This window comes from Collinsella sp. wc0529 (assembly GCF_046116875.1).
Taxonomy (GTDB): domain Bacteria; phylum Actinomycetota; class Coriobacteriia; order Coriobacteriales; family Coriobacteriaceae; genus Collinsella.
Window position 1 is genome coordinate 392,764 of the sequence record NZ_JBJXBO010000002.1, and the last position, 23,231, is coordinate 415,994.

Below are 23,231 nucleotides of genomic sequence, written 5' to 3' on the forward strand. Positions count from 1 at the left end.
GACTATGAAGCTTTCTAAGATTGCGGCCCTGTTTATGGTGCCGGTATTGGCCTTGTGCCTTGTGGCATGTTCGGCGCCCGGTGGCAATGTGAGCGAATCTGCGAGCTCCGATCCTAAGATCGCAGAACTCACTGCGCAGAAGCCGGCCAATGCCGACGAGGCCGCCGAGCTGTATGCGAAGCTCATGCAGAAGGAGAACGAGATCTTTTCGAGTGATAACGCGCTGTGGGAAAAGGTATTCAATGCGGCAAATAAAGACTCGACAATGATTGAGGACGGCAGCAATTACGGCGATTTCTTGCTCAAGACCATCGACGGCGCCAAGGATGAGTTTACGGCGGATGAGCTTAAGACGCTCAAGGCCGGTGCGCAGCAGATCAAGGAAATCGAGGACAAGCTCGAGAGCTTGGAGAAGGAGTTCCCCGGCTGTGGAAGCACGCCGAGCGCAGGCGAGAGCGTCGACGCTTCGACCGCTGGCATGACGGCTGGTGCCAATGCTTCGAGCGAGGCGACGAAGTTCCCCAGCTTTACGGGCAAGGACCTGGACGGCAACGACGTGAGCAGCGACGAGCTGTTCTCTAAGAACAAGGTCACCGTCATGAACTTCTGGTTCACCACTTGCAAGCCGTGCGTGGGTGAGTTGGGCGACCTTGAGGACCTGAATAAGGAGCTTGCCAAGAAGGGCGGCCAGGTCGTGGGCGTCAATTCCTTTACGCTCGATGGCAACAAGGGCGAGATTGCAGATGCCAAGGACGTACTGAGCAAGAAGGGCGTGACATATAAGAACATCTGGTTCAAGTCGGATAGCGAGGCCGGTAAGTTTACGTCAAATTTGTTCTCGTTCCCGACAACGTATGTCATCGATCAGAATGGCAACATCGTAGGGGAGCCCATCGTGGGCGCCATCAGCTCCGCTGAGCAGCGCGCAGCGCTCGACAAGCTTATCGACCAGGCGATTGCGAATAGCGAGCAGTAGAAAACGCGTAAAGCATGGCGATGATCGTGCGCCGCTGTACGAAGTAGTCCGCTACCTTTCAAGATAAGCTCCACCATATAGAGGTCCCGCTCGGGACCTCTTCTTTTGGGCGCCGTCCCGTTCGTTTTTTGGCGCGGTTTGTTACATTCCTCACTGGCGTCGGCAAAAAATGGGGATAGAGTAGGACAAACGCGTCGAATACGAACGGCGGAGGAGAGCGGGCAGGGTGCCTGCGCAGGAGAGGTTGCCGTCCATGCTGGAGCTCAAAGGTATTTGCAAAAGGTACGTTACGCAGTCGTTTACGCAGGTGGCGCTCGACAGCGTGAGCCTGTCTTTTCGCGATAACGAGTTCGTGGCCATTCTGGGTCCCTCGGGTTCGGGCAAAACCACGATGCTCAACGTTATCGGCGGACTCGACCACTTTGATTCTGGCGACCTGCTGATTGACGGCATCTCGACCAAGGACTTCCGCGACCGCGATTGGGATGCCTACCGCAACAATCGCATCGGCTTTGTGTTCCAAAGCTATAACCTCATTCCGCATCAGACCATTTTGGAAAACGTGGAGCTGGCGCTCACGCTCACGGGCGTGGGGCATGCCGAGCGCCGCCAGCGTGCGCGCGAGGCGTTGGAGAAAGTCGGCCTGGGCGAGCACGTTAACAAGCGCCCAGGCCAGCTATCGGGCGGACAGATGCAGCGCGTGGCCATCGCCCGCGCCCTGATTAATGATCCCGAGATTGTGCTTGCCGACGAGCCGACCGGCGCTTTGGATTCAACGACATCCGTACAGGTCATGGATTTGCTCAAGGACGTGGCGCGCGACCGCCTGGTCATCATGGTCACGCACAATCCCGAGCTGGCGTACCAATATGCCACGCGTATCGTCAATCTGGCGGACGGCAAGATCACCGACGATTCCGATCCTTTCGATGCTGCCAAGGCCGCGCGTCGCGAGGCAAAGCCTACGCGCAAAACCTCGATGAGCTTTGTGACGGCGCTGGGGCTTTCTGCCCGAAACCTCATGACCAAGAAGGGCCGCACGGCCATGACTGCCTTTGCGGGCTCGATTGGCATTATTGGTATCGCGGCGATTCTGGCGCTGTCCAATGGCGTAAACGGCTACATCAAAAAGGTCGAGGAGGATACGCTCTCGAGCTACCCGCTCACCATTTCCAAGCAGGATTACGACCTGTCGTCCATGATGGGCGGACAGGGGGCCACGGACGACGATATGTCCAAGAACGAGGGCTCGTCCGACGACAGTGCCGGCGGCAAGGCTAAGGGAACCGATAAGATTCCTGTGGTCACGGCCGTAAAGGATATGTTTGCGAGCGTTAAGTCTAACGACATGACAAGCTTTAAGGCATGGCTCGATGCCGGTGGCGACGGCATCGATAAAGAGGTCAACGCCATTCAGTACGGCTACGGTGTATCGCCGGTTGTCTATCGTGCCGGCAAGGGCGATGAGAAGCCTGTTCGGCTGGTGCCCAGCGCTATGACCGAGGCCATGAGCGGAGGCGCGAGCTCGGCGGCAACGGTGAGCATGGAATCCATGGGAACCTCGGTCTTTAACGAGATGATCGACGACCAGAGCCTGCTCGACAGCCAGTACGATGTCGTGGCGGGGCATTGGCCTACGTCTGCTAACGAAGCCGTGATGGTGCTTTCGAGCCGTGGCACGGTGGGCGACTACACGCTCTACAGCATCGGCGCGCTGGATATCAATGAGCTCAACGATCTGGTAAACAGCGCTATGACGGCTGACGGTGGGGTCGAAACGCCCGAGATCGGCGCCGACTTTACCTACGACGATGCGCTGTCCACGACGTTTAAGGTGTTGTCGCCGGCCGATGCCTATCGCAAAAACGAAGAGACCGGCATGTGGACTGACATGTCCGACGATGCCGACTTTATGACGGCCAAGGTTGCCGACGGTATTGACGTGCGCATTGTGGGCGTGGTGCGACCTAACGAGACGGCCAACGCGAGCGCATTGACCCCGGGCATTGCCTATACGCATGCACTGACTCGCCAGCTTATGGAGCGCGCCGCCGATTCGCAGATTGTGCAGGAGCAACTCGCCCACCCCGAGACGGATGTCTTTACGGGCAAAACCTTCGACGAACTGCAAGGCGAGGCCAAGCAAGGCGTGGATCTGGGCAGCATGTTCAGTGTGGACGAGGCGGCGCTCAAGAGCGCGTTCTCGTTCGATACGTCTGCACTTTCGGGTGCGGCCGGCGGTATGGACCTGTCGGGTCTTGACTTGTCCGGGCTGGACATTGACCTTTCGGGCGTTGGCAAGGACATCGACTTCAGCGACATCATGGCAAAAGCGCCAACCCCAGATTTCTCGGGTATCTTTGACGGTCTGGAACTCACGCCCGAGCAAATGCAGCAGGTGGGAACACTAGCCAACCAGCTGTTTGAGGGCTTTTTGCAGTCTGATCAGTTTAAGGCGCTGTCGCCCGAAGATCTTAAGGACGCGTCAAAGCTCTCTGCCGCATTCTCGACGTATCTTGAGAATGATGACACAGCTCAGCAAATCCTGGCCCAGCTCAAAGCGCTCGGCGGCGATGCCCTGGCCGAGCGTCTGCAGCAGGCGATGAGCGACTATGTGCAAAAGCAGCTGGCTCCGTATCTGCAGCAGGCTATGGATCAGGTGATGAAGGCAATCAGCGAGCAGATAGCGTCGACGGTATCATCCCAGCTCAAGGCGGGCGCGGCAGGGCTTATGGACCAGGTGGCGACGCAGATGTCTTCGAGTTTTGCTAACCTGGCGAGCGCCATGCGCGTGGATGCGAGCGCCTTTGCTCATGCCATCCACTTCAACATGGACGCCGAGGACCTGAGCTCGCTCATGATGAGCTATGCGAAGGCGTCGAAGCTCACCTACGACAACAATCTGACCACGTTGGGCTATGCGGACGAGGCAGACCCCATCTCAGTCAAGATTTTCCCGCGTGACTTTGAGGCCAAGGAGCGCGTGCTCGATCACATCGATGCGTACAACAAGCAGGTCAAAGCCGCTGGCCACGATGATCGGGCAATTTCGTACACAGACTACATGGGCATCATCATGGGTTCGGTGACCGACATCGTGAACACCATCAGCTTGGTGCTCATCGCATTCGTGAGTATCAGCCTGGTGGTGAGCTCCATCATGATCGGCATCATCACCTACATCAGCGTGCTGGAGCGCAAAAAGGAGATTGGCATTCTGCGCGCGATCGGCGCGTCGAAGCGTAACGTGGCAAACGTGTTCAACGCCGAGACCTTTATCGAGGGCCTCATTGCCGGCGTCTTTGCCATTGTCGTCGTGGTGCTCGTGAGTTTCCCGGTCAATGCCTGGGCACTTGCGGTCAAACAGGTTCCCAACCTGATGAGCCTGCCCGTGCAGGATGCGCTGGTACTCATTGCAATTTCGGTGCTGCTAACGGTCGTCGCTGGCCTGCTGCCGGCCCGTAGCGCGTCCAGGAAGGATCCCGTGGAGGCCCTGCGCTCCGAATAATGTGACAAAGGGGCAGTCCCTTTGTCACATTGAGACCCTTGCGAAAACGGGGTCTAATTACCGTTCGGCAGGTTAAGAACTCCCTCTCCCCGCTTAATGCTTGACGAAGAGTCCTCTGGTTTATATACCTATCGGTAGGCATATAGGATGTATTGCCGATAGAAATGGAGCAACCATGACTCTCACCACACCAGCCAAAAAAGATTGTCTCCGTGAAAGCGGCGCATTTGCTTGGGTCGTCGTTATTGCGCTCGGCTTAATGTCCGCCGGAACAACTGGCACATATAGCATTATTGCCGGCTCATTCGTTGCTCCAGTATGTGAAGATCTGGGCTTTGACTACACTTCTTTTTCTTTCTATTTCACCGCGATTCTTCTTGGCCTTGCGCTTGGGCTTCCGCTTTTGAGTCGCTTCATTCCAAAAGTAATCGGCAAACCATGGCATATTTGCATTGAACTCGTCCTTATTGCCGCCGGCGCCGCAATGGCGTTCTACACCGAGGTCTGGATGTTCACCGTCTCCGCCGCAGTGATCGGCATCTGCTTTTCGTTTACAACGGGCGTCTGCATGTCCGATGTCATTGACCAATGGTTCAGCAAATCGTCCGGTCTCGCCATCGGCCTCGCTTGGGGCGTTAATTCTCTCTGCACGCTGTTATTGAGTCCTGTCATTACACTGGTCATCGAGCAGCAAGGCTGGCGTACGGGATACATCGTGCTTGCGGCCGTTTCTGCAGCTATGATTTTGCCTGCAAGCGCATTTATCATTCGCCTTAACCCCTCTGATCGCAATATGCTTCCGTACGGAGAGACCGCCTCCGAAACCCATGAGAGCTGCAGCGCCGATGAGCAGGAAGATGTCCTTTCGGGCATGGCACTCCGCGATGCCGCGAAAACGCCGTCTTTTATTCTCTGTGTCCTCTTGCTTTGCGTGGCGCAGCTCACCTGCTGCATGAACCAGCTGTTTCCAACCTATGCAAGCGAGGTCGGTTTCAATCCTATCGTAGGAAGCTTAATGGTCTCGGCAGCTTCACTCTCCGATATCTTCCTAAATCCCTTCGTGGGCAAAACATGCGACAAGCTTGGCGCTATTAAAGCAACGGTCGCATGGACAGGTGTCAGCATTCTTTCATTCCTGCTTCTTATCATTGGCGGAAGCAATGAGACCGTTTCCATCATTGCAGCTGGTGTAAACGATGTCATGTTCGCCATCGTTGGAACCGCAATGCCGATGCTTCTCCTCTCGCTCTTTGGATCACGCGATTTTGGAAGGATCTATTCGATCGTTTGCTCAGCGGGCTATGTCGTCGGTGCTTTTGGAATGCCGGTCATGATGAAGGTTTACGGCATGGCAGGGCCATTCCAGGGAGTATTTATCTTCTGCATTGCCTGCAACCTTATGATTGCTGCGTTTGCTATCGTTTCCGGCTTTCTCAATAAGGCTGCTGAAAAGTAATAAGCGCCGATTTGCATCGGCATAGATTGCCATGCAACAGGGGTCGACTCCAAGCCAGACTGGAGTCGACCCCTGTTTTCGTTTTAAAGGTTGCCCGCAGGCACCATGGGTGCCAACATGCGCTTCAGCTTGGCTGGTTTATTTGAACATAAGCTCGACTATTCCCGCCCAAACCGCTTTCTCATCAATATCCTCACCTTGAGCGACCGTATTGCTTGCTCCCTCCAGAACGGTATAAAGAATTTGTACGTAGAGCATTACGTCGGCGCTATCGGAAAACGCGCCAATCTCTACACCATGAAGAAGGATGTCTTTAAGCGCATCCATGGTTCGTTTGGTCGCCGTCGCTTGACGTTCCTGAACTGCAGGAATTCGATTTGCTTGAACGCTAACCTCGGCCAGCACGCGCCGGCGCTTTTCATCGCTTCGATAGCCACCTATAACTGAATTGCCGAGCTCGATAAGCGCGGCCTTGAACCCGTCCCTATCGACTATTAGCGAGTAGTCGCGCTGATAGTCAATGGTCGGAAACATGCTGTCCAAGAGCGTAGTGAAAATCTCCTCTTTTGAGGGAAAGTAGTAGTACACCGACGGCTTGGATATACCGACAAAGTCGCAAATCTTTCCGATAGACGCTTTGTCATAACCGACTTCTGCCACAAGATCGTACATTGCGTCCAATATTTTTTTTCTTGTGCTCACGCTGCATTTCTCCATTGCAAATCACTTCCGCACTACCAACATTATTAAGGATGGCAACGGGACATCAATTCGTGTCCAAACATGACCACTATATACGGCGAACGGTATGTATCAGTAGGCGAGCGGCAATTATTCAAAAATATCTACCGAACGGTAGGTATAGTAGTACTATAGCAGGTGAAACCCCGCTATTGTCGCGGCCGGACAGCATTGCGGGAAACCCGACGGAAGGACCAACCATGTACGAGAACTATCGTATGCCGGGCGAGTTCGAGAAGCGCTCCAACGTCTATGTGACATGGCTTCCCGATTACATCCGTGCAGAGGGCTACGATAACCGCCAGCCCTGCGTTGACGTGATCAAGGCTCTGCTCGAGTATGGCGACGTTACGGTCAACCTCAATTGCGGCACCCCCGGCTCCTATGAGGAGGCTTGCTCGCGCCTGAAGGAGGAGGGGGTTGATCTCGATCGCATCGAGATCACGCAGTTCGAAGACTCCAACTTCTATGTCCGCGACAACGGTCCCAGCATCATGGTCGACGACAAGGGCCATTCTTATATGGTCAACCCCGCTTGGACCTATTACGGCGTGTGGGACAAGAACTCCCCGGAGTGCCAGTCCGCACGTAAGGCAGCCGTTCACATGGCGGTTGCGCTCGGTTGCTTCGATATCGTCAATTCCGAAATGGTTTCGGAGGGCGGCGACCGCGAGTTTGACGGTCACGGCACTCTGATCGCCATCGAGGACACGGAATGCCGCAAGCGTAATCCCGAGTTCACGAAAGAGGAAGTAGAGGCCGAGTTATAAGCGCATCTACAACCTCAACAAGGTTGTCTGGCTTCCGCAGCCTATGCTCGAGGACGACGACTATCGACTGGGCATCCTCGACGAGAAGGAAGACGGAACTCCCGTCTTTGGCATGAGCTTTGCAGCTCACATTGATGAGATGTGTCGCTTTATCACTCCGAACAAGATTCTTCTTGCCGAGGTGTCCGATGAAGAGGCAGCCTCGAGCAAGGCTGGAGCAGAGTCTCGTCGCCGCATTGAGGCAGCCTACGAGATCCTGAGCAACGAAACGGACTGGGAGGGCAAGCCCTTCGAGATCGTTCGTATGCCCACCGCCGAGCCTATTGAAGTCGTTATCGCCCCTGGCGATGAAGATTACGAGCTCTATAAGGGCTTCATCGACGAAATGGGCGGCAAGTTTATGGATGGCACCCCCTGGCCCGAGGGCCCCGTCCACTTCTACGCCGCAGCGAGCTACTGCAACTTCCTGATTTGCAACGGCGTCGTTCTTGGCCAGCGTTATTACCACGAGGGCATGAGCGAGGTCGTGAAAGAGAAGGATGAGCAGGCCAAGGCAGTTCTTGAGAGCTGCTTCCCCGATCGCAAAGTCATCATGATTGATTCCCTCGCGCTTAACCTGTCCGGCGGCGGCGTGCACTGCTGGACTAAGGACGTGGCGGCCAGTCGTTAGTGAGCCTTAGAGCCTGCGCTCTTTGGCTTAGGCGCCACATGTACCGCTCCCCGAGGGATATCCGTGTTTTCCTCGGGGACACATTCAACAATAATTTTGATAATAATTCGAAAGGAAATAGGCATGAACAACAGCCTCCGCGGTCGCGACTACATCAACATCCATGATCTCTCCTCCGAGGATTTCCGCTATCTCATCGATCTTGCCTGGAACCTTAAGGCTCAGAAGAAGTCTGGTGTCGACCAGCGCTACTTCCCCGGCAAAAACGTTCTCGCCAACTTTGAGTGGGGCTCGACCCGTACTCGTTGCGCATTCGAGACCTCCTGCAATGATTTGGGCATGGGCTTCACTTATCTGACCAACTCCCACATGGGTGACTGCGAGACCGTCAAGGATGCCATGCGCGTCTTTAACGGCATGTACGATCTCATCGTCTACCGCGCACAGAAGGACGAGCAGTTCCTCTATGACGTCGCCGACCTGGTTGACATCCCGGTCATCAATGCCCTTACTCTCGGCGATCACCCGACTCAGATGCTCGCTGACGCTCTTACGATGGAAGAGCAATGGGGCGGTCTGCGTACGAGCCGCGGCAAGAAGATGGCTTTCGTTGGCAACTGCGCCGGCGCCCCAGTGTGGTATGGCCGTCTGTGCGCTATGCTCGACATGGACTTCCTCGCCATCGGCCCCGACGACCTCCGTCATCAGATGTGCAAGGAAATGATCGAAGAGGTGGAGGCCTGCTACGCCAAGTACGCTCCCAATAGGACCTTTACCATCACCTCTGACCTCGATGCCCTGGATGGCGTTGACGTTATCGTTACCGAGGAGTGGCGCTACATCAACCCCGAGTGCGGAGAAGAGGTTCTGGATCCCGACGACTACAACTCCTGGTTGGGCGATGCCGAGTCTCTGTACCCCTATCGCGTCACCAGCGAGCTGTGCAAGCGCACCAACAATCCCGACATCTTCTGCATGCATGAGCTTCCCTCTGTCCACAACGCGGATCACCGTGTTGGCAAGATGCTCCTCGACCAGTGCAAGAACGACCTTCATCGCGAGATCATCACAGAGGGTTTCGAGATTGCCGACGAGTGCTTTGAGGCCAACGCTTCGGTCATCTTCCGTGAGGCAGAGAACCGTCAGCACACCATCAAGGCCGTTATGTGTGCCCTTCTGGGTCTCTAGGAGCTGCGTCAATGGAAAATGCAAAGTTAAAGAGCAGCAAGGTTTACGCATGGGTTCTCGTAATCGCGCTCGGCCTTATGTCTGCCGGCACGACCGGATCCTATAGCGTCATCGCGGGCTCCTTCGTCGCGCCCGTGTGCGAGGAGTTCGGGTTTGACTATTCCATCTTCTCGTATTACTTCACCGCAACGCTCATTGGTCTTGCGGCAGCCCTTCCGTTTGTCGGAAAACTCATTCCCAAGGTCGTTGGCAAGGTTTGGCTCCCCGTTGTCGAGCTTATTTTGCTCGCTGCCGGCGCAGGCATGGCCTTCTACACCGAAGTCTGGATGTTCATCGCCGCTGGCGCCCTGATTGGCGTTTGCTTCGCCTTCACCACCGGCGTCGCTATGTCCGACGTTATTGACCAGTGGTTCAAAAAATCTGGTGGCCTGGCAATCGGTCTCGCTTGGGCAGTGAACTCGATTTACATGCTCATCATGAGTCCCGTCATCACCTCTGTCATCGAGGCCGCTGGCTGGAGAACTGGTTATCTGGTGCTCGCCGGTGTTTCCGCAGTGCTCATTCTCCCAGCTTCCATTCTGATCATCCGCTACAAGCCTCAGGACAAGGGCATGCTGCCCTATGGCTACGTCGAGGGCGAGACGGTCACCGAGACCGAGGAGACGACCGAGGATAGCACGCGTGGCGTTAGCTATGCGCGCGCCATTAAGTCGCCTGCCTTCTTCTTCTGCATCGGCTTCCTCTGTCTCGTTCAGCTCACTTGCTGCATGAACCAGCTCTTCCCGACGTATGCTTCCGAGGTTGGTTTTAGCCCCATGGTGGGCGGCTTCATGGTATCCGCTGCATCGCTCTTCGATCTGTTCCTCAATCCGATCGTCGGCACCACTTGCGATAGGTTCGGCAGCACGAAGGCCATTCTGGGCTGGCTCGCTGTCTCCATCCTCTCCTTTGTCATGCTCATGATGAGCAGCGGCAACTCGACGCTCAGCATCCTCGCAGCAGGCGTGAACGACGTAATGTACGTCATCGCTGGCACTGCCCTGACCGTTTTGGTTATGGATGTCTTTGGCTCCCGCGATTTCGGTCGCATCTTCGCGCTGATCTGCTCCGTGGGCTATATCGTCGGCGCCTTTGGCATGCCCGTTATGATGAAGGTTTATGAGCTTGTCGGCTCCTTCCAGGGCGTCTTCATCTTCTGCATCGCATGCAACGTTATTATCGGCCTGTTCTTGCTGCTGGCAAAAAAGACTGGTAAGAACCTCTCCTGGGACGAATAGTTCGATTCGTCTTAGACATACGCTGTAGGGCTTAACCTGCAGCCGCTTTGGGGCATCGACTAACATCGGTGCCCTTTTTCATCGAATGTGACAAAGGAGCAGCCACTTTGTCACATTGAGTGGCATGTAAATCGAGGTCTAATACTTTTCCGAGAAGTGAACGGCCATACTTGGGCCTCCGAAGCATCGACATTTTTAGACGTCAAACCCGCAGGATTTGGCTGGCAAAACCGCAGGAAATTGCATCTCGAAAGTGCAGATGCTTCGGGGCCCGTTTTCACTCGTTCACTTCTCGGGAAAAGTATTAGACCTCGTTGTATGGGGTGCGGCTGGAGGGTGGTCATCGTTCAGTAGCTACCTCTTCCTTGTGAATCGCCTGAAGCGCAAGGCATAATGCATGTGACAAAGGGACGGCCCCTTTGTTGCGTTGATATGAGAGAAGAGTAGATGATCCTTTCGCTGGCCCCTATGGAGGGGATTACCGGGCATGTGTTCCGTCGCGTGCATGCGGAGTGCTTCGGTGCGCTCGATTGCTATTACACGCCGTTTTTGCCGCCGCCGCGGGTGGGAAACCGCTTTGGCGGCAAGGCGTTTAAGGAGATCGATCCTGCCAATAACCAGGGGCTCAACGTGGTGCCTCAGCTGATGTCCAAGAACGCGGACGAGTTTGTGTGGGCGGCACAGGTGCTCGCCGACATGGGCTATCGCGAGGTCAATCTCAACTTGGGTTGCCCCTCGGGGACGGTTGTCGCCAAGGGCAAGGGCTCGGGTTTCTTGCGTAATCTCGACGAACTTGAGGTGTTCTTGAGTGACGTGTGTGAGCGCTCTCCGCTGCCGGTATCGGTCAAGACCAGGTTGGGGTTGGAGAGCGACGACGAATACGAGCGCGTACTCGATCTATATTGCCGCATGCCGCTGGCAGAGCTGATCGTGCATCCGCGCGTGCAGAAGGACCGTTATGCGGGCTCGCCGCGCAAAGAGTTTTATGGCGAGACGCTGGAGCGTGCGCCGTTCCCGGTTGCCTATAACGGCGATATTTTTGATCTTGAGGATATGGATGCGCTGGTGGAGGCCTATCCCGGCACGCGCCATGTGATGTTGGGGCGTGGCCTGCTCGCGAACCCCGCTCTGGCTCGCATGGTCAAGGGCGGCCCTGCTGCAACGGCTGCTGAGCTGCAGCGCTTCCACGACACGCTGTTTGCGGCATATGCAGAAGAGATTGGCGGCAATGCGGTCTTCCGCATGAAGGAGTGGTGGTTCTACGCCAAGTGCGTTTTCGCTGATCCCGCTACCGTCCACAAGATCGTACGCAAGACCAAAAAGGTCGACGAATACCGCGCTGCCGTCGAGCGCGTCTTTCGCGAACAGCCGCTTGCACCCACAGCTCGCTTCCACGGCTAACTAGTCATCGGGGGCGTTCTTTAACGACTGGTCATTTAAGGACGTCCCCAACGACTATGTAGCAAAAAGCTGTACACCAGCATCCAAAGATGTCGAAAAATGTCGACTTTGGATGCTGGCGTACATGTTTGGGTCCGACGGGGGAGCGGGCCTAGGCAATCAGTGCATCAAGTGTAATGAGCTCTCTGAGCCGCTCCGTGCGTGTTTGCCCATGGCGTTTGGCTTTTTCGTCAAACGCCTCAAGAATCGATTCGCCCACACGTGCTGATATAACGACGCTTGGCTCATCGGAGATCGACGGCCTTCCCAGCTTGATGGTGCGACCCTTCGGCCATTCATCTTTTTCGTATGCCTTCGCGGCTTTCTCCAACTCTCCGGGAGCAAACCCCATCATCTTTTCGAGCTGCTTAGCGTCCATAGCGCCTCCTATCGATCGGCATAATGTCGAGCACAGGTCAACGGATACTCTTTTTGTATACAGTTTTCTATTTAAAAATATAAACAGTTTATCAGGCTAATTAGCTTGTTTTGACCCGCGTGTTCGATAGGAAATGAGCATTGACGGCTTCGATACTCCTTTGCTTTTCAGCTTGGAATTTGGATGCCCATTGAACTTCCGGAGGGGAGCGCTTTATTAAGCTATCGAGATTCTGGGCAGGAGCTCTCACTGGTCTTCGATAATGGGACCAGCTTAATTCGCGACACAGTGTGTCGCGAATGGGAGTAGTCGTTAGGTGTCCTTCAATGGCTAATCATATAAGAACGTCCAAGTGCCGGATTTTGTCATTTAGTGTCGTTCTCAGCGACTATTCTGGAGGGTCGTGGTCAAAAAAGGGCAAATATGAGTACTGTTGCCATTATGGTTGCATTTATTTGCTATAAATTGTAGCTCCTGATGAGATTTGTTCCCATTAAGAGCTACTTTTATTGAACATATGAGGAGAAATAACGTCGTCTGCGGACGAGTGGAACGTTGAATAGTTCCTGAAGTGATCAAAATCGCTGCTACTAAACAGGTAGCAGTACTCATATTTGCCCTTTTTTGACCACAGCCCTCTCGGAAACCTTTCCAGAGGCGTCAAACAGCCATAATCCAAAGGTCTCCTCAAACAATTAGCCGGCCAAGAGCGTCCATGACTACCAAAAAGCTGTACGCCAGCATCCAAAGATGTCGAAAAATGTCGACTTTGGATGCTGGTGTACATGTTTGGGTCGTATGGGTTGGGGCCCTGGACGGACAGAGCGTGCGTACTAGAGCAGGTTTTCCTGCACCCATGCGATGATGTCGCTTGACTCGTAGAGCGGCTTGCCGTCGATGAACAAGCAGGGAACCTGGCGTTTTCCGCCGACGGCGATGAGTGCCTGCTCAGCATCGCCGTCGATCGAGATATTGCGCTCGGGGATGGTCACACCGTTATCGGCAAGGAATCGCTTGACCTTTATGCAATACGGGCAGCTGGTCATAACGTAGAGCACGAGCTCGTGATCAGTAGCCATGGGTCTCCAATCGGTTGAGGTTTCGATTGAAATACCCAAAGCCGCCGCGGTCTATGCACGCGCCAAAGACGACTCGACGGCCTGGACCAGAAACGCCGTAGCTCCGGTGCCGCAGGGCTTGTCGTAGTAGTCGATAAAGCGCTGGTCGGCAAGATAGCCGTGGGCGAGGCCCAGGTACGCTTCGTTCTGGGGTTCGCGTCCCCAGTTGAGACCAATCCAACGACGATGCATCGCGACAAGCTTGCGAGCCTCGCTTCCATTCGCATCGCCATCGCCCATGGCAATCGAGAGTTGGCCCAAAATAGCGCGTTCAAGTTCCTTCATGTCGTTCCATGTCTCGGGGTCCATGTCCAGCAGTGCTTCGTTTGCTGCGTCGATCGCCTCGTCGCCGTAGCGCTTCCGGGCTTCGGCGCCGTAGCGCTCCTCGTTTTCCTGCACGGTGCGCCAGCGCTCCAGTTGCGGCAGGACGGCGCCCATGAGCGAGACGGCTTCGTCAAGCGACATGCCGGTGTTTTGCGCCAGGCGCGGGGCACAGTCCTCGATCATCGCCTCCATGGTGGTGGCGTAGGTGTACTTGCCGTGGTCGTAGCACCACTTGCAGTAATGGTCGGTCGTGGCGCCCGTGGCATCGGTGCCGCAGTCGTCGGGCGTGAGTATCATGCCGCAGCTCTGACAATAGTGCTCGGGCATTTCGAGCAGGTGAGACAGGGGCTCGCCGGTTACGGCGGCAATGAGCTTCATCATGTCGATGCCCGGTGTGACCTCGCCGCGCTCCCAACGGCTGATGGCCTGGCGTGTGACGAAGAGCTTGGCGGCGAGCTGCTCCTGGGTAAGGTGATGGGCGCGACGGACGGCGATGAGCTTTTCTGCAAAGGCCATAGCGGCTCCTTTCTGCTGGTTGATGGCTTAAGCATACGCGGCAGCAGGTGCCCTTCCAAGCAACCGTTGGTTGCACGACGGAGGACCGCGGCGAAGAATTGCGCGCAACGCCCCACGCCTCCATGCCGTACAATGACCGGCATGGAACCTATCGCACACATACATACCGACCTGCCGCAGAAGTTCGGCATTCCGCGCAACAGCTTTTTGGCGCCTCATCTGCAGGGACGCATCGTCTTTGAGCCGGAATTTGCCTCCAACGCAGCGGTTGAGGGCCTGGACTCCTTCTCTCACCTATGGCTGTTGTGGCGCTTCGAAAACGGAACGCCCGGCGGCACGGCTAAGGACATAGCTGCCGATGCCAAGACGCAGGACAGGTCCGGCACCAATGCCAAGTGGTCGAAAACTGTGCGCCCGCCGCGTCTGGGCGGAGCCGAGCGCGTGGGCGTCTTTGCCACGCGCAGCCCGTTTCGCCCCAATCCCATCGGACTTACCTGCGTAAGGCTCGATCACGTTGAGCTCACCGCCGACGGCCCCATCATCCATGTGCTGGGGGCCGACCTCCGTGACGGCACGCCCATCTACGATATCAAGCCCTACATCCCGTTTGCGGACTGCCACCCGGATGCGACCGGCGGCTGGATTGAGGATGCTCCGTGGCAAGAGCTCGATGTTGAGTTTCCGCAAGCTCTGCAGGATATGGTCCCGCCCGCAAAGATTTCTGGCTTGGTCGAGGTTCTACGCCAAGATCCGCGCCGCGCGGGCAGCAAGCACGAGCCAAACCGCGTCTATCACCTGGCTTACGCCGGGCTCGACATATCGTTTTCGGTCGACGAAACCCAGCTAACCGTAATCGCCGTCAACGACGCGCAAGACTAAGCAGCCATTCGTCCGCACCCGTCAAATTAAGCGCCAAACTCCGCGCCAAAATCGCCCGTGCTGGTGGACAATAACGCCTACCAAAACAATCACTTTGCACGGGGGCTCAGCATGAAATACGACTTTAGCTCGCTTATCGACCGCCACGGCATGGACTCCATCGCCGTTGACTCCTGGGGCGAGATCCCCGGCATGGCTCCGAACGCACCCGACGAGGGCTTCGACCGCATTCCCATGTGGGTGGCCGACATGAATTTTGCCACGGTGCCCACGGTCCAGGAGCACATCATTCAGCGCGCTCAGCATCCCATGTTTGGCTACTTTAACCCGCGCCCCGAGTACTTCGACCGCATCATCGAATGGCAGAGCCGCCGTAATGGCGTCGAGGGCCTGGCACCTGAGCATATCGGCTACGAAAACGGCGTGCTGGGCGGCGTCGTGTCGACGTTGCGCGCGTATGTCCAGCCGGGCGATGCGGTGCTGGTCCACAGCCCCACCTACATTGGCTTTACCAAGTCTATCGAAGCCGCGGGCTATCGCATTGTCCACAGCCCGCTTAAACTCGACGACCAGGGCGTGTGGCGTATGGACTTTGAGGACATGGAGTGCAAACTCGCCCAAAACCACATCCATGCCGCGGTGTTCTGCTCGCCGCACAATCCCTGCGGCCGCGTATGGGAGCGCGACGAAATCGAGCGCGCCATGGACATCTATCGCCAGCACGATTGCGTGGTGATTTCGGACGAGATTTGGTCCGATATCATCCTGCCGGGGCACAAGCACATCCCGACGCAGTCGGTGAGCGAGGATGCCCGCATGCGCACGGTTGCCCTCTATGCGCCGAGCAAGACGTTTAACCTGGCGGGCCTTGTCGGCAGCTACCACATTGTCTACAACGAGACGCTGCGTGACCGCATCTGCGCCGTGTCCAACAAGACCCACTACAACGAGATGAATGTCCTCTCCATGCATGCGCTTATCGGTGCCTACCAGCCGCAGGGCTACGAGTGGGTGGACGAGCTCAACCAGGTGCTTGCCGGCAATATCGAGTACTTCTGCGATTACGTGGACGGGCATTTTGAGGGCGTGTCCTATTCGCGTCCGCAGGGCACGTACATGGTGTTTCTGGACTGCACCGAGTGGTGTCGCGAGCATGGCCGCGATATTCAGTGGCTGCTCGACGAGGGGGCGCGCGTGGGCGTGGGATATCAGGACGGCCGCCCGTTCCACGGGCCCTGCCACATTCGCGTGAATCTGGCGCTGCCGCTTTCGCGCGTAAAGGAAGCGTGCGACCGCCTGGACCGCTACGTTTTTAATGCACGGTAAGTGAGCACTGCATGCGGGGCCTTCTGCCAAGTCGGCTGGAAGGCCCCACACGGTAAAGCGTCTGTAACAATTGGGTGCTCGTGTGGTTTTGTTTGCTATTATCTTTAACCATTTCAGTCTGTAAACAGGATCGTATGGAGCTCGATGAAAAGATCCCGTCGCTCGGTTGCCATTTCGTTGTTTGTTGCGCTTGCAGTGGCGAGCGCTTTTGTCGTAGCGATAGCTGGCTGCTCCGGGTCGAATGACGAGGCATCGACGTCTGCATCAAAAGGCCTGGAGGCCTCGCAGGTCCAGGACGACAATCTTAAGACGCTCAACGTTGGCAGCGACCTCTATCCACCGTTTGTGTATACCGATGAGTACGGCGATATCGTTGGCCTGGACGTCGAGATATTAACCGAGGCTTTGGCCCGCATTGGTTACAAGCCAAAATACCAGATGATCGATTGAGAAAAGAAGAAAGAGCTGCTGGCGAGCGGCGAACTCGATTGCGTCATGGGCAGCTTTAGCATGACGGGTCGCGAAAACGAATATCGTTGGGCCGGCCCGTACCTTGCGAGCCGCCAGGTGGTCGCGGTCGATCCCCAGAGCGATATCTACACGCTTGCCGATCTTGAGGATAAGATCGTGGCGGTTCAGTCCACCACCAAGCCCGAGGGCATTTTGCTCAATTGCACAAATGAAAACGTTCCGCAGATCAAGGAGCTCTACAGCTTTTCGGACGGTTCATATCTGAACCCGGCGCTCGTCGAGGGCCTGGTCGACGCTGTCGCCGCGCATGAGTCCTCGCTGCTCACCTACGAAAAAGACTATGGTGTGACATATCGCATTTTGGATGAGCCGCTGCTAAAGGTTGGTTTGGGCACCGCTTTCGATATCAACGATACGCGCGGCATCGACGTCAAGCTCACTCATGCCTACCAAGAAATGCTTGCCGATGGCACCATGGAACGTCTGGTGTCAAAGTACTTTGATGACCCTTCGCCATTTTTGAATATGGAGGGCCTGTCATGATCGATGCGCCCGACCACGCCGCTCAGGAGCGGGGCAATCGTTCGACAGGGGCATGGCTCCTTGTCGCTCTGCTGGGGATAGCGCTCTCGGTAGTTGCCGGCATGATGAGCTACGGTTACACGACGGCCCAAGCCGAGCAGCGCTTTGCCGACGTTGTCGATTACGTGGCGACGCAGAGCCTTTCCTACGACGCGTTCAACAGCGCCTATGCGACCAAAAACCTGATTCGCGTTATGGAGATTGCCGGAGAGGCTGCTCGCGATATGGAGCGCGACGGTTCGGTGGATAACGCCATGCTGGAGCAATACGCCGACCAGTTCAACGTGAGCGCGCTGATTGTGACGGATGCATCGGGCAATTTGGTGTCCGAGTCCTCGACGGGCGATGTGGGCTACGAGTCGCTCGCTACGTATCTCAAAGAATCACCCGTGCTGGAGGTGGCAACTCATCCGCTTAAGTCCTATACCGCCCGCATCACGCTTGCGGATGATTCGGTTGCAGACATTGGTTGCGTGACCCGGCGGGATGGCGAGGGTATCGTTATCGCGGTAAGGCATCAGAGCGCGAAGGCGGTTGCAAGCAATACGCTCAAACTGCAGAGTTTGCTCGAAGGCTATGAAACCATCGATAGCGGCAATATCGTGATCGAAAGCGACGGCAAGGTCGTTGCGACCAATGCCGTTGAACCCACCGTATTGGGCGTGTTCGATCTGCCTGCGACGGACGTCTTCATTGTCGATGGTATTAAGGATCGATGCCTGGCTGGTAAGGTCAGATTGGTTAACGCCGACGGCGAGTGGTATTTGGGCACATTTGGAAAAGCGCACAAATTCTATGTGTACACCTATGCCTCGGCGCAGCGCTACTTTGAGGTTGTCGCGGCTGTTGCTGCCGGCGTGCTGGTGCTCTACGGCGGTGTTATAGCCGTTGTTGTGATGGTGCGCCGCCGCGCTGATCGTCGACGTTTGACGGACTTGCTGCAGCAGGAGCGCGACTATGGAGACAAGCTGGCAAAGGCGGCGCGTGAGGCCTCGTCTGCCAACTCGGCAAAGACGGAGTTTCTGCGTCGCATGAGCCACGATCTGCGCACGCCCATCAACGGCATTCGCGGCATGGTCGAGGTTGGCGATGCCAATGCGGACGATCTGCAAAAGCAGACCGAGTGCCGCTCAAAAATCTGGACGGCATCGGGACTGCTGCTCGACCTTGCCAACGAGGCACTCGATATGAGTCGCCTGGAGAGCGGGCAGGTCGACCTGGAGCTTGTTCCCACAAACTTGGTGACCCTCAACCACGAGGTACGCGATATTCTGGAGCGCCAGGCCGAGGAGCGTCTGGTGACAATTATCTGCGACCAGCAGACGCTTAATCATCCCTATGCGCGGGTGAGCGTGACGCACCTCAAGCGCCTGTTGCTCAATATTGCCGGTAATGCCGTCAAGTACAACCGCCAGGGCGGATATGTTCGCCTGGTGTGCCGCGAGGTGGAGCCAGCGGATGGCGTCCCCGTCTATGAATACACGATCGCCGACAACGGTATTGGCATGAGCGAGGAGTTCCAACAGCACCTCTACGAGCCGTTTTGCCGCGAGGAGCAGCAGGTGGAAGGCGCTTCATCGGGAACTGGCCTGGGCGCGCCTATCGCAAAACAGCTGGTGGAGCTTATGGGCGGAACCATGAGTTTTACGAGCGTCTTGGGGCAGGGGACGACGTTTACCATCCGCCTGCCGTTCGAGAAATGCAAACGCTCCGAGATTCCTCAGGCAGTTCGCGCGGATGCGGGCGATGGCGATGCGCTCCAGGGCTTGCGCGTTTTGCTCGTAGAGGATAACGATCTGAATGCCGAGATCGCGCAGTTTACACTCAGCCGCGCCGGCGCCGTCGTGACGCATGCTAAGGATGGTGAGTCTGCCGTCGAGATGTTTGCCGCGAGCGCGCCGCACGAGTACGACGTGGTGTTGATGGACATCATGATGCCCGGTATCGATGGCCTTGAGGCCACGCGTCGGATTCGAGCGCTCGATCGCGAGGATGCCGCGCTCACGCCGATTATCGCCGTGAGCGCCAACGCCTTTGCCGACGACCGTAGGCTTTCGCGCGAGGCGGGCATGAACGCGCACCTGAGCAAGCCTGTGAGCTCGCAGGAGCTCGTTGAGGCGCTTGCACACATAGCCGCCGACGCTTCATAAGCATATGGCTCGGTTCCAAGGTGGGTTGGAACCGAGCCATATTGCTCTTGATGAGGCCTGATGAGGGGCTTACTTTTCTTGAATCTGCTTGCCGCAGAGATGCTCAATCGTAATCTCGTAGAGTTGGACGCCCTTAATGTCCTTGGCGATTTCCTCTTCGACTTCCTCGGCAGAAGGGTAGTACTTAAGCGCGAGCTGGCGGACTTTATCCTCGATAAACGCGGGAGTGTCATTTGCCAGGCGACAGCGGCCAAAGACCACGGTACTCATAACGTACGGAGCCCAGTCGCCGTCCTGGTGCCACTCGTTGCCGTAAACGGTAAAGCAGACCTTGTCATCGCGCTTAAGTGCGTCGACCTTGTGGCCAGCCTTGGCGCCATGGAAATAAATCTTGTCGTGCTCGGCGTCAAAGAAGTAGTTGACGGGAATGGCGTACGGGTAGCCATCGTCGCCGTTGACGGCAAAGACGCCGCGCTTGCAGGTGGCGAGCAGTTTGCGCGCTTCCTCGTCGGTGATGGCGCGTTTCTTTCGACGTAAGGGCCTAAACATCGTTGGCTTCCTTTCTGGTCGTGCGTGGTTGCTGCAAAAAACTATAGCGAAACGGATCCGTTTTTCTTGATGCGGGCGAGTATGTTTTTGAGCTTGTTAAAGTCGATCGGTTTGGACAGATGAGCGTTCATGCCGGCAGCGTGTGCCGCCTTGGCGTCCTCGGCAAAGGCATTGGCGGTGAGCGCGATGATGGGGATATCGGCTGCATCGACCTTCTCGCTCAGACGAATCGCGCGGGTTGCCTCGTAGCCGTCCATGCCCGGCATCATAATGTCCATCAGGATCGCATCGAAGCTGCCGGCGGGATGCGACAGGTACAGATCGACGACTTCGTTGCCGTTGGCGGCGCGGGTGACCACGACGCCTTCGGATTCTAGCAGCGCCTGGGCAATCTCGGCATTCAATTCGTTGTCTTCGGCGAGCAGCACGTTCATGTTGGCGAGCGAGCAGTCGAGCGCTCTCTCGACCGTATTCGCCCGCGCCTGGGGGTTCTTGTCGATATCGAGCGGAATCTCCACGTAGAACGAGGTGCCCGCATGGAGCTCGCTGGTGACTTCGATGGTGCCGCCCATTAGTTCAATAAGCGACTTGACGATTGGCATGCCCATGCCGGTTCCTTGGAACTTGCTACGCGCATCGTTACCTTCTTGGGCAAACGGCTCATAGATATGTTTTAAGAATTTGGGAGTCATGCCAATGCCGGTATCCGAAACGCTAAAGCAAAAGAGCGCGCGCCCGTTATCGAGTGGCTTGGTCTTTGAGCTAAAGGTGACGGAGCCGCCGTGCTTGTTGTACTTAATGCTGTTGTCTAACAGGTTGATCATGATCTGTCGGATATGGGTGGGACTGCCGACCATGTATGGCCCCGTGGTGTATGGCAGACTATTGTCCTGCATGGTGATGCCGTTATCGGATGCGCGGAGCTTGCACAGAACCAGCGTATTGTCACAGAGCTCTTTGAGGTTAAAAGGCGCATGTTCCAGTGTTATCTTGCGGTCTTCGATTTTGCCCATCTCGAGGATGTCGTTAATCAGCGAGAGCAGGTGATTGGCGGCAACACGAGCCTTGGCGCGGCTTTCGCGGGCGACCTGGATATCGCCTTCCTTCAATTCCTCGATATCGATAAGGCCCAGGATGCCGTTGAGCGGCGTACGGATGTCGTGGCTCATGCGCGTGAGGAATGCCGTCTTAGCGGCGTTGGCGGCGTCGGCTTTTTCGCGCTCGGTTCGAGCGCGCACGAGCGCCCAGATGAGCAGGACGATGCTGACCGACAACATACCGATGAGGGTGGAGGCAACGGCGGTGCGGTTGCGATAAAGGAATTGAAGCGTGTTGGATTCCTGGGCCGTGTACGACGTAGAGGAGTAATTGCTTGCGGAGAGCGATTCTCCGGCATTGATGATGCCCTTGTTGATGATTCCCAGCAGCTCGGGCTTTCCGCGCGAAATCCAGCACGAGAGCTCGCAGGTGTCAGGGAGCTCGACCGTCTCGCAGCCCTCGAGATCATAACGATCGCCGAGGGTTTTTACGCGTGAACTGGGAGCGACGACGCAGCGCGCCGTTCCCCTCCTGAGGGCATCGAACGCTTCATCGTCGGATCGGTATTCGGTCACGGTCGCTGTGGGGAACAGACTTTCAAGTACGTTTCGGTTGATAAACGATGATTTGGTACAGGCGATGTTCTGAAGATCTTTGTTCAGGTTGCTTCCGCTGTGGATGGCGGTGAGGGATATGGTCCCCAACGATACCGACTGCACAACGCCTGATTGCTCGGCAAACCAGTAATCTCGGTATACCGGCAGCGCGACGTCTATGCTTCCCTTTGACAGGGCCTTTGACATCATCTTGTAGCTATCAAAGGCGACGGTTTTGACCGTAATGCCAAATTTATCGTGCAACGTCGTCGCAAGCGATGCGAGCGAGCCTTCCATTTTGCCGTCTTCGTCTTCGTTGCAGTAGGGGAGTTTGCCCGTAATGTAGCCGAGCGTGATGGTGTTGCCATTTGCTTTGAGCCAGGAACGTTCGGGGCCGTTGAGCGATGATGAACCGCCGTTTTGGGCCGAGTAGTTAGATTTGACTTCGTCGATATAGCGTGGGTTGACGCGGGCGATTGCCGACATGGCGGTATTGATGTCGTCCATCAGGTCGGGGCGGCTTTTGGGGACGGCAAAATAGTAGTCGCTCGAACCAATGTAGAACATGGGGGAGGCGCTGGGCGACGAGGTCGTGTCGTTCATGATGATGGCATCGACCTCGTTGTTTGCGAGCGCGTCAAAGAGGGCACCGCCAGTGTCGATTTCTTTATAGGTGCAGGTAATGCCTTCGTTGGCGAGCCACTGCTGGCCAACGAAGGTTTGCATAACGCCGGGGTTGCAGCCGATGGTAAGGCCTTGGAGTGCTTGGGGGTCACCCTTGGCCAGATCGTCGCGATCGGGCTTGGCATAGATGAAGTAGCGCTCGGTGCCCTCGGGGTTCGAGGAAAAGAGCAGCTTTTGGGCGCGTTCCTCGGAGTAGGAGATGTTGGGCATGAGGTCAATCTCGCCCGCCTCGAGCATGTCCATAAGCTCGGTGAAGGTGCCGGAGACGTATTCGTACCGCCAGCCGGGCGTGTAGTACGACAGGGTCTGGAGGTACTCGTAACCCCATCCTGAGAGACGCTCGCCGGGGGTGCCGTCCTGGAAGCCCTCGTTGTTGACGAGCCAACCAACGCGGACCGTCTTGGCCTGCTGATCGGAGTCGGCGGCAAAGACAGGGGCGGGCGCGACGGCGCTCAGTACGGCGAGCGCGGCAAGCGCGACGGCCAGGGTGCGATATATAACTGAACGAAGGACAGCGGCAGCTCTCACATGCAATCCTAACGAATTGAGACATTACCGCATAAGGATACCAACTCAGCCTGCTTAGTCAGCCG

The 23,231-nt window shown here is 56.4% G+C and carries 19 protein-coding genes; 13 read left to right on the forward strand and 6 right to left on the reverse strand.

Translation table 11 applies throughout. The features are described from left to right. Nucleotides 1–4 precede the first annotated feature (4 nt). The 3 genes from ACKUTP_RS08345 to ACKUTP_RS08355 all read left to right on the forward strand — a co-directional run bounded on the left by ACKUTP_RS08345 (nt 5) and on the right by ACKUTP_RS08355 (nt 5,940). The gene (locus ACKUTP_RS08345) at nt 5–976 is read left to right on the forward strand and encodes a TlpA family protein disulfide reductase (protein WP_409064067.1); all 972 of its coding nucleotides are present in this window, start codon (nt 5–7) and stop codon (nt 974–976) included. Nucleotides 977–1,229: 253 nt separating this feature from the next. Continuing rightward, on the forward strand, nt 1,230–4,484 hold the full coding sequence (locus ACKUTP_RS08350; RefSeq protein WP_409064068.1) for an ATP-binding cassette domain-containing protein: 3,255 nt from the start codon (nt 1,230–1,232) through the stop codon (nt 4,482–4,484). Between the two features lie 175 nt (nt 4,485–4,659). Next, nucleotides 4,660–5,940 (forward strand): MFS transporter, encoded by a 1,281-nt coding sequence (locus ACKUTP_RS08355; RefSeq protein WP_409064069.1) that lies wholly within the window; start codon nt 4,660–4,662, stop codon nt 5,938–5,940. A 138-nt stretch (nt 5,941–6,078) separates the two neighbouring features. Here the strand turns inward: ACKUTP_RS08355 and ACKUTP_RS08360 are convergent, their stop codons facing one another. Next, entirely contained in the window at nt 6,079–6,612 is a 534-nt protein-coding gene (locus ACKUTP_RS08360) for a TetR/AcrR family transcriptional regulator (RefSeq protein ID WP_161162250.1), read from the reverse strand. 269 nt (nt 6,613–6,881) lie between these two features. Here ACKUTP_RS08360 and ACKUTP_RS08365 point away from each other — a divergent pair, with 269 nt between their 5' ends. From ACKUTP_RS08365 to ACKUTP_RS08385, 5 genes are all read left to right on the forward strand, one after another. After that, complete coding sequence (locus ACKUTP_RS08365; protein WP_409064070.1) at nt 6,882–7,451, forward strand: agmatine deiminase family protein; 570 nt, start codon at nt 6,882–6,884, stop codon at nt 7,449–7,451. Between the two features lie 43 nt (nt 7,452–7,494). Further along, entirely contained in the window at nt 7,495–8,121 is a 627-nt protein-coding gene (locus tag ACKUTP_RS08370) for an agmatine deiminase family protein (protein ID WP_409064071.1), read from the forward strand. Between the two features lie 123 nt (nt 8,122–8,244). Then, nucleotides 8,245–9,309, forward strand: a complete 1,065-nt coding sequence (locus ACKUTP_RS08375) for an ornithine carbamoyltransferase (protein WP_006234575.1) — start codon at nt 8,245–8,247, stop codon at nt 9,307–9,309. Between the two features lie 11 nt (nt 9,310–9,320). Further along, nucleotides 9,321–10,586 (forward strand): MFS transporter, encoded by a 1,266-nt coding sequence (locus tag ACKUTP_RS08380; protein ID WP_022094931.1) that lies wholly within the window; start codon nt 9,321–9,323, stop codon nt 10,584–10,586. Between the two features lie 447 nt (nt 10,587–11,033). Next, nucleotides 11,034–11,987, forward strand: coding sequence for a tRNA dihydrouridine synthase (locus tag ACKUTP_RS08385; protein ID WP_409064072.1), 954 nt, complete (start codon nt 11,034–11,036; stop codon nt 11,985–11,987). A gap of 151 nt (nt 11,988–12,138) precedes the next feature. Here ACKUTP_RS08385 and ACKUTP_RS08390 read toward each other — a convergent pair whose 3' ends face one another. From ACKUTP_RS08390 to ACKUTP_RS08400, 3 genes are all read right to left on the reverse strand, one after another. Then, complete coding sequence (locus tag ACKUTP_RS08390) at nt 12,139–12,405, reverse strand: ribbon-helix-helix protein, CopG family (RefSeq protein WP_409064073.1); 267 nt, start codon at nt 12,403–12,405, stop codon at nt 12,139–12,141. Between the two features lie 833 nt (nt 12,406–13,238). Further along, nucleotides 13,239–13,484, reverse strand: coding sequence for a glutaredoxin family protein (locus ACKUTP_RS08395; RefSeq protein WP_409064074.1), 246 nt, complete (start codon nt 13,482–13,484; stop codon nt 13,239–13,241). 51 nt (nt 13,485–13,535) lie between these two features. Beyond that, nucleotides 13,536–14,363 (reverse strand): TipAS antibiotic-recognition domain-containing protein, encoded by an 828-nt coding sequence (locus ACKUTP_RS08400; protein ID WP_409064075.1) that lies wholly within the window; start codon nt 14,361–14,363, stop codon nt 13,536–13,538. Between the two features lie 141 nt (nt 14,364–14,504). Between ACKUTP_RS08400 and ACKUTP_RS08405 the strand changes: the two genes are divergently transcribed. The 5 genes from ACKUTP_RS08405 to ACKUTP_RS08425 all read left to right on the forward strand — a co-directional run bounded on the left by ACKUTP_RS08405 (nt 14,505) and on the right by ACKUTP_RS08425 (nt 19,771). Then, nucleotides 14,505–15,242, forward strand: a complete 738-nt coding sequence (locus ACKUTP_RS08405) for a TrmO family methyltransferase (protein WP_409064076.1) — start codon at nt 14,505–14,507, stop codon at nt 15,240–15,242. 111 nt (nt 15,243–15,353) lie between these two features. Continuing rightward, a complete protein-coding gene (locus ACKUTP_RS08410; protein ID WP_409064077.1) occupies nt 15,354–16,568 on the forward strand; it encodes a MalY/PatB family protein in 1,215 nt (404 codons plus the stop codon). Between the two features lie 144 nt (nt 16,569–16,712). Then, nucleotides 16,713–17,018 (forward strand): hypothetical protein, encoded by a 306-nt coding sequence (locus ACKUTP_RS08415; protein WP_409064078.1) that lies wholly within the window; start codon nt 16,713–16,715, stop codon nt 17,016–17,018. Nucleotides 17,019–17,036: 18 nt separating this feature from the next. Then, a complete protein-coding gene (locus tag ACKUTP_RS08420; protein ID WP_409064230.1) occupies nt 17,037–17,582 on the forward strand; it encodes a substrate-binding periplasmic protein in 546 nt (181 codons plus the stop codon). Further along, nucleotides 17,579–19,771, forward strand: coding sequence for a response regulator (locus tag ACKUTP_RS08425; protein WP_409064079.1), 2,193 nt, complete (start codon nt 17,579–17,581; stop codon nt 19,769–19,771). The genes ACKUTP_RS08420 and ACKUTP_RS08425 overlap by 4 nt, the downstream gene beginning before the upstream one ends. 69 nt (nt 19,772–19,840) lie before the next feature. On the opposite strand, the gene ACKUTP_RS08430 is transcribed toward ACKUTP_RS08425, so the two are convergent. Beyond that, nucleotides 19,841–20,320 (reverse strand): pyridoxamine 5'-phosphate oxidase family protein, encoded by a 480-nt coding sequence (locus tag ACKUTP_RS08430; protein WP_138111761.1) that lies wholly within the window; start codon nt 20,318–20,320, stop codon nt 19,841–19,843. A gap of 41 nt (nt 20,321–20,361) precedes the next feature. After that, nucleotides 20,362–23,166, reverse strand: coding sequence for an ATP-binding protein (locus ACKUTP_RS08435; RefSeq protein WP_409064080.1), 2,805 nt, complete (start codon nt 23,164–23,166; stop codon nt 20,362–20,364). Nucleotides 23,167–23,231: the final 65 nt, after the last annotated feature.

Bases quoted from the DNA above. Each gene is read 5' to 3' on its own strand.
- ACKUTP_RS08405 (WP_409064076.1), top strand. From the start codon at position 14,505: ATGGAACCTATCGCACACATACATACCGACCTGCCGCAGAAGTTCGGC.
- ACKUTP_RS08415 (WP_409064078.1), top strand. From the start codon at position 16,713: ATGAAAAGATCCCGTCGCTCGGTTGCCATTTCGTTGTTTGTTGCGCTT.
- ACKUTP_RS08345 (WP_409064067.1), top strand. From the start codon at position 5: ATGAAGCTTTCTAAGATTGCGGCCCTGTTTATGGTGCCGGTATTGGCC.
- ACKUTP_RS08430 (WP_138111761.1), bottom strand. From the start codon at position 20,320: ATGTTTAGGCCCTTACGTCGAAAGAAACGCGCCATCACCGACGAGGAA.
- ACKUTP_RS08355 (WP_409064069.1), top strand. From the start codon at position 4,660: ATGACTCTCACCACACCAGCCAAAAAAGATTGTCTCCGTGAAAGCGGC.
- ACKUTP_RS08370 (WP_409064071.1), top strand. From the start codon at position 7,495: ATGCTCGAGGACGACGACTATCGACTGGGCATCCTCGACGAGAAGGAA.
- ACKUTP_RS08365 (WP_409064070.1), top strand. From the start codon at position 6,882: ATGTACGAGAACTATCGTATGCCGGGCGAGTTCGAGAAGCGCTCCAAC.
- ACKUTP_RS08410 (WP_409064077.1), top strand. From the start codon at position 15,354: ATGAAATACGACTTTAGCTCGCTTATCGACCGCCACGGCATGGACTCC.
- ACKUTP_RS08375 (WP_006234575.1), top strand. From the start codon at position 8,245: ATGAACAACAGCCTCCGCGGTCGCGACTACATCAACATCCATGATCTC.
- ACKUTP_RS08425 (WP_409064079.1), top strand. From the start codon at position 17,579: ATGATCGATGCGCCCGACCACGCCGCTCAGGAGCGGGGCAATCGTTCG.
- ACKUTP_RS08385 (WP_409064072.1), top strand. From the start codon at position 11,034: ATGATCCTTTCGCTGGCCCCTATGGAGGGGATTACCGGGCATGTGTTC.
- ACKUTP_RS08360 (WP_161162250.1), bottom strand. From the start codon at position 6,612: ATGTACGATCTTGTGGCAGAAGTCGGTTATGACAAAGCGTCTATCGGA.
- ACKUTP_RS08380 (WP_022094931.1), top strand. From the start codon at position 9,321: ATGGAAAATGCAAAGTTAAAGAGCAGCAAGGTTTACGCATGGGTTCTC.
- ACKUTP_RS08350 (WP_409064068.1), top strand. From the start codon at position 1,230: ATGCTGGAGCTCAAAGGTATTTGCAAAAGGTACGTTACGCAGTCGTTT.
- ACKUTP_RS08400 (WP_409064075.1), bottom strand. From the start codon at position 14,363: ATGGCCTTTGCAGAAAAGCTCATCGCCGTCCGTCGCGCCCATCACCTT.
- ACKUTP_RS08395 (WP_409064074.1), bottom strand. From the start codon at position 13,484: ATGGCTACTGATCACGAGCTCGTGCTCTACGTTATGACCAGCTGCCCG.
- ACKUTP_RS08390 (WP_409064073.1), bottom strand. From the start codon at position 12,405: ATGGACGCTAAGCAGCTCGAAAAGATGATGGGGTTTGCTCCCGGAGAG.